This window comes from Streptomyces sp. IBSBF 3136 (genome assembly GCF_036815105.1).
Taxonomy (GTDB): domain Bacteria; phylum Actinomycetota; class Actinomycetes; order Streptomycetales; family Streptomycetaceae; genus Streptomyces.
Map to the genome: position 1 here is coordinate 4,717 of NZ_JAJSZC010000263.1, position 5,147 is coordinate 9,863.

The 5,147-nt window shown below is 74.4% G+C and carries 5 protein-coding genes; all 5 read left to right on the forward strand.

Annotation, left to right across the window (positions count from 1 at the left end):
• Window positions 1-169: 169 nt before the first annotated feature.
• From V7E45_RS35245 to V7E45_RS35265, 5 genes are read left to right on the forward strand one after another with little or no spacing between them, the layout of a single operon-like run.
• A complete protein-coding gene (locus V7E45_RS35245) occupies window positions 170-829 on the forward strand; it encodes an EboA domain-containing protein (RefSeq protein ID WP_333778338.1) in 660 nt (219 codons plus the stop codon).
• A 38-nt stretch (window positions 830-867) separates the two neighbouring features.
• On the forward strand, window positions 868-1,725 hold the full coding sequence (locus V7E45_RS35250) for a TatD family hydrolase (RefSeq protein WP_333778339.1): 858 nt from the start codon (window positions 868-870) through the stop codon (window positions 1,723-1,725).
• A 9-nt stretch (window positions 1,726-1,734) separates the two neighbouring features.
• Complete coding sequence (gene eboE / locus V7E45_RS35255) at window positions 1,735-2,892, forward strand: metabolite traffic protein EboE (protein ID WP_333778340.1); 1,158 nt, start codon at window positions 1,735-1,737, stop codon at window positions 2,890-2,892.
• On the forward strand, window positions 2,889-4,277 hold the full coding sequence (locus V7E45_RS35260) for an alkaline phosphatase family protein (RefSeq protein WP_333778342.1): 1,389 nt from the start codon (window positions 2,889-2,891) through the stop codon (window positions 4,275-4,277). The genes eboE and V7E45_RS35260 overlap by 4 nt, the downstream gene beginning before the upstream one ends.
• A gap of 31 nt (window positions 4,278-4,308) precedes the next feature.
• The gene (locus V7E45_RS35265) at window positions 4,309-5,127 is read left to right on the forward strand and encodes a 4'-phosphopantetheinyl transferase family protein (RefSeq protein ID WP_333778343.1); all 819 of its coding nucleotides are present in this window, start codon (window positions 4,309-4,311) and stop codon (window positions 5,125-5,127) included.
• Window positions 5,128-5,147 lie beyond the last annotated feature (20 nt).

Below are 5,147 nucleotides of genomic sequence, written 5' to 3' on the forward strand. Positions count from 1 at the left end.
AGAACCGCACGACGACCGACGGCGAGAACCGCACGACGACCGACGGCGAGAACCGCACGACGACCGACGGCGAGAACCGGACGGCCGGCACCGGCGGACACGCGCCTCCGGCCGGCGCCCGGGTATCCGCGCACCGATCCGTACCCATCCCGAAGGAGGTAGCCCCCGTATGACCGCGCCCACGCTCACCCATGCCCCGGCGACCGTCCACGACGCCCTGACCGCCCGCACCCTCAAGGAGTCCCTCCTCTCCGTCCTGGGGGAGCCCCAGCGCACCCGGCTGGCCCAGGACCTCGCCGCGGTCGAGACGCACGGCCCCGCCGCCCTCGACGCCCGCTTCCCCGCCGCCGGCCGCCACTACGGCCGTGGCCCCCTGCCGGGCTGGGCCGACTGGCATGTGGAGGACGGCGTCCGCACCCTGCTGCTCACCAGACTCCCGCTCCAGGGCGAGGAACTGGCGGCGGAGGCGGCGGCCCGCTACGGGGACGGCGACGCGGCCGAACGCCGCGGCGTCCTGCGCGCCCTGCCGTTCCTGGCGATCGGCGCCGCCGGCCTGCCGCTCACCGACGACGCCCTGCGCACCAACGACACCCGGCTCATCGCGGCCGCCCTCGGCCCCTACGCCCGTACCCACCTGGACCAGTACCGCTGGCGCCAGGCCGTCCTGAAGTGCCTGTTCACCGGCATCCCACTGCGCACGGTCGCCGGTCTGCGCGACCGCCGCGACGCCGAACTGGCCCGCATGGCCCTGGGGTTCGCCGCCGAGCGGCGCGCGGCCTCCCGCACCGTGCCCGCCGACCTCTGGCTGGTCGCCACCCCCGAGCACTGACCGAACCCGAACCCACTCCCGAGCGGAAAGCCCCGGCCATGCGCATCTTCGATCCCCACATCCACATGACGTCCCGTACGACGGACGACTACAAGGCGATGCACGCCGCGGGCGTCCGTGCCCTGGTCGAGCCCGCGTTCTGGCTCGGCCAGCCGCGCACCTCCCCGACCAGCTTCACCGACTACTTCGACTCCCTGCTGGGCTGGGAGCCCTACCGCGCCGCCCAGTTCGGCATCCACCACTACTGCACCATCGGGCTCAACCCCAAGGAGGCCAACGACCCGCGCTGCACTCCCGTCCTGGACCGGCTGCCGCGCTACCTGGCCAAGGACGGCGTGGTCGCGGTCGGCGAGATCGGCTACGACACCGTCACCGAGGCCGAGGACCACGCCTTCGCGGCCCAGCTCGCCCTCGCCGTCGAGTTCGGCCTGCCCGCGCTCGTCCACACCCCGCACCGCGACAAGGCCGGCGGCACGAGCCGCTCCCTCGACGTCGTCCGCGAGTCCGGCATCGACCCCGCGCACGTGGTCCTGGACCACCTCAACGAGGTCACCGTCGACGAGGTGGCCGGCAGCGGCTGCTGGATGGGCTTCTCCATCTACCCCGACACCAAGATGACCCCGGAGCGCATGGTCGCCATCCTGAAGCGGCACGGCACCGAGCGGATACTGGTCAACTCGGCCGCCGACTGGGGCCACAGTGACCCGCTGCTCACCCGGGCCACCGCCGAGGCCATGCTCACCGCCGGGTTCGACGAGGACGACGTGGACCGCGTGCTGTGGCGCAACCCGGTCGGGTTCTACGGCCAGTCCGGCCGGCTCGGCCTCGACGGCTACAACGACACCCAGGCGGCGGGCCTGTTCGCGGGCAACTCCATCGCCCGCGGCGGGAGCTGAGGAGCGGTCATGCGTTTGCTGCACCCGGACGGCAGCACCGTCCACCTGGCGTACTGCACCAACGTGCACCCCGCCGAGACGCTCGACGGCATCATCGGCCAGCTCGCCGCCTACGCCGAGCCGGTGCGGGTGGCGGCCGGAGCCGAACGGATCGGCGTCGGCCTGTGGTTGCCCGCCGAGACCGCGGGGCGGCTCGCCGCCGACCCGGCGGCCGTGGCCCGGCTGCGGCGCGAACTGACCGCGCGCGGCCTGGAGACGGTCACCCTCAACGGCTTCCCGTACCGCGGCTTCCACGCCCGGGTCGTCAAGCGGGCCGTGTACTACCCCGACTGGTCGGAACCGGCGCGGCTGGAGTACACCCTGGACCTCGCCCGGGTGCTGGCCGGGCTGCTGCCGGAAGGGGCCCGCGGGTCCATCTCCACCCTGCCGCTGGCCTGGCGCACCGTGTGGACGTCCGCGCAGCGCGCCATGGCCGCCCGCCAGCTGGACGCGCTCGCCGAAGGGCTGAAGCAGATCGCCGCCGACACCGGGCGCACCATCCGGGTCGGGATCGAGCCGGAGCCCGGCTGCGTCGTGGAGAGCACCGACCAGGCCGTCGACGCGCTGGCCGGCACCGACTCCGAGTGGATCGGCCTGTGCCTGGACGCCTGCCACCTCGCCGTCGCCCACGAGGACCCGGTCGAGGTGCTGGGCCGGCTGCGCGAGGCCGGCGTCCCGGTCGTCAAGCTCCAGGCGGCCACCGCGCTGGAGGTCGCCGACCCCGCCGACCCGGCCGTACGGGAACTGCTCGCGGACTTCGCCGAACCCCGCTTCCTGCACCAGACCCGCGAGCCGTCCTCGGGCGGCCGGCTGCTCGGCACCGACGACCTGGGCCCCGCGCTCTCCGGCGCACTGCCCGGCAACCGGCCCTGGCGCATCCACTACCACGTGCCCCTGCACGAGGACCCGCGCCCGCCGCTGGCGAGCACCCGGCCCCTGCTCCGCGACACCCTGCGGGCCCTGCTGGCGGGGGAGCGGGCGGTCACCGACCACATCGAGGTCGAGACCTACACCTGGTCCGTGCTGCCCGACCGCGGCGAGGACACCCTCGCACACGGCCTCGCCGCCGAACTGACGTGGCTGCGCGACGAGTTGCTCACCCTCGGGTTGCGGCAGGAGACATCATGAGCGGCGGCCGTACGACGACGAGCACGGCGGTGCTGTGCACGGTCGGCCTCACCCCGCGGCTGCTGGAGCACATGCCGCACGTGCGGGCGGTCGGCGAGCAGGGCTTCAGCGCCCCGCTGGACACGGTGTTCCCCGCCGTCACCGCCACCGTGCAGGCCACCCTGACCACCGGGCTGCGGCCGAGCGAGCACGGGGCGGTGGCCAACGGCTGGTACCACCGCGACCACGGCGAGGTCATGATGTGGCGCCAGCACAACGCGCTGGTGCGGGGCGAGAAGGTCTGGCAGGCGGCCCGCCGCCGCGACCCGGGCCACTCCACCGCCTACCTGTGCTGGTGGTGGGCGATGGGCGCCGACGTGGACACGGTCCTCACCCCGCGGCCGGTCTACCACTACGACGGCCGCAAGGCCCCGGACTGCTACACCGTGCCCGCCGGCCTGCGCGACGAGCTGACCGCCGCCCAGGGCGAGTTCCCGCTGTTCCAGTACTGGGGCCCGACCGCCTCGATCGCCTCCACCCGGTGGATCGCGGGCGCCGCACGCCACGTCGTCGACCGCCGCCGCCCCGACCTGACCTTCGTCTACGTGCCGCACCTGGACTACGACCTCCAGCGCTACGGCCCCGACAGCCCGCAGGCGGTCCGCGCCGCCCGCGAGACGGACGCCGCGCTCGCCCCCCTGCTCGCCGACCTGCGCGAGCGGGGCACCACGGTGGTGGCGCTCAGCGAGTACGGCATCACCCAGGTGAGCCGGCCCGTGGACGTCAACCGCGCGCTGCGCCGCGCGGGACTGCTGGAGGTGTACACCCAGCGCGGCATGGAGTACCTCGACCCGCACACCTCCCGGGCGTTCGCCGTCGCCGACCACCAGGCCGCGCACGTGTACGTCGCCGACCCCGCCGACGTCCCGCGGGTGCGGGACGTGCTGAAGGCGGTGGAGGGCGTCGACGAGATCTGGGACCGCACCGAGCAGGCGGCCTACGGCATCGACCACCCCAACGCGGGCGAACTGGTCCTGGTGTCGGAGCCGGACGCCTGGTTCACCTACTACTACTGGCTCGACGACGACCGCGCGCCCGACTTCGCGCGGGGCGTCGAGATCCACCGCAAGCCGGGCTACGACCCCGCCGAGCTGTTCTTCGACCCGTCGATCCCGGCGGTGAAGGCCAAGGCGGCGTGGACCGTGCTGCGCAAGAAGGCCGGGCTGCGCGCACCGCTGACCGTGGTGCCGCTCGACCCCGGCCTGGTCAGGGGCAGCCACGGACGGCTGCCCGCCGACGACCGGGACGGGCCGCTGCTGCTGTGCTCGGACCCGGCCCAGGAACGGGACCGCTACCACGCCACCGAGGTCAAGGACCTGATCCTGCGCCTCAACGGACTGGCCTGAGACCGGCCGTGACGAGGAGAGAGGAGGACGGATGGCTACGCGACCGGCCCAGGCCGACGCGCACATCGACCACGCGGCGGACGTCGGTGAGGTGTACGTACCCGACACGGCACGCGCGGTGGTGGAGCGGCTGCGGCGAAGCGGTGAGACCCACGTGTGGTGGTGGCCGCTCGGCGAGGCGACCGATCCGGCGGACTTCGTGCTGCTGGACGAGCAGGAACGGGCGCGCATGCGGCGCTTCCACGCGGCACGGGACGCGGCCGCGTTCACGACCACCCGTGCGGGCGCGCGGCGCGCGGTGGCCGGGCTGCTGGGCGTACCGGCCCACACCGTGCGTTTCGGCCGGCGCATCTGCCCCGGCTGCGGCGACGCGGACCACGGGCCGCCCGCCGTGGTCCGGCCCCCGGTACCGCTGGCCATCAGCCTCTCCCGCACCGACGGGTGCGGGGTGCTGGCGGTCCGGGCGGGCGACTGGGTGGGCGTCGACGTGGAGGCATACCGCCCGATGGAGTCGGAGGCGCTGGCCCAGCTCGTGCTGACGCCGGACGAGACCGACCGGATCCTGTCGCTGCCCGACGGGCCGTCCCGCACGGCCCTCTTCCACCGGGCCTGGACCCGCAAGGAGGCGGTGGTGAAGGCGGTGGGCCTCGGTCTGCTGGGCATGCCGCTCAACACCCTGGACGTCGGTCCCGGACGGGAGGGCCCGCTGACCGTGACCCATGTCCACGAAGGGCGTACGACGACCTGGCACGTGGAGGACCTGGAGTTGAACGGTCCCTGGTCGGCGTCTCTGGCCCGCCCGTCGACGGCGGCGCCGCTGGGCCCCGTCCACCTGCACGCCCCGGCCTGACCCGGGCCCCCTGCCAGGGC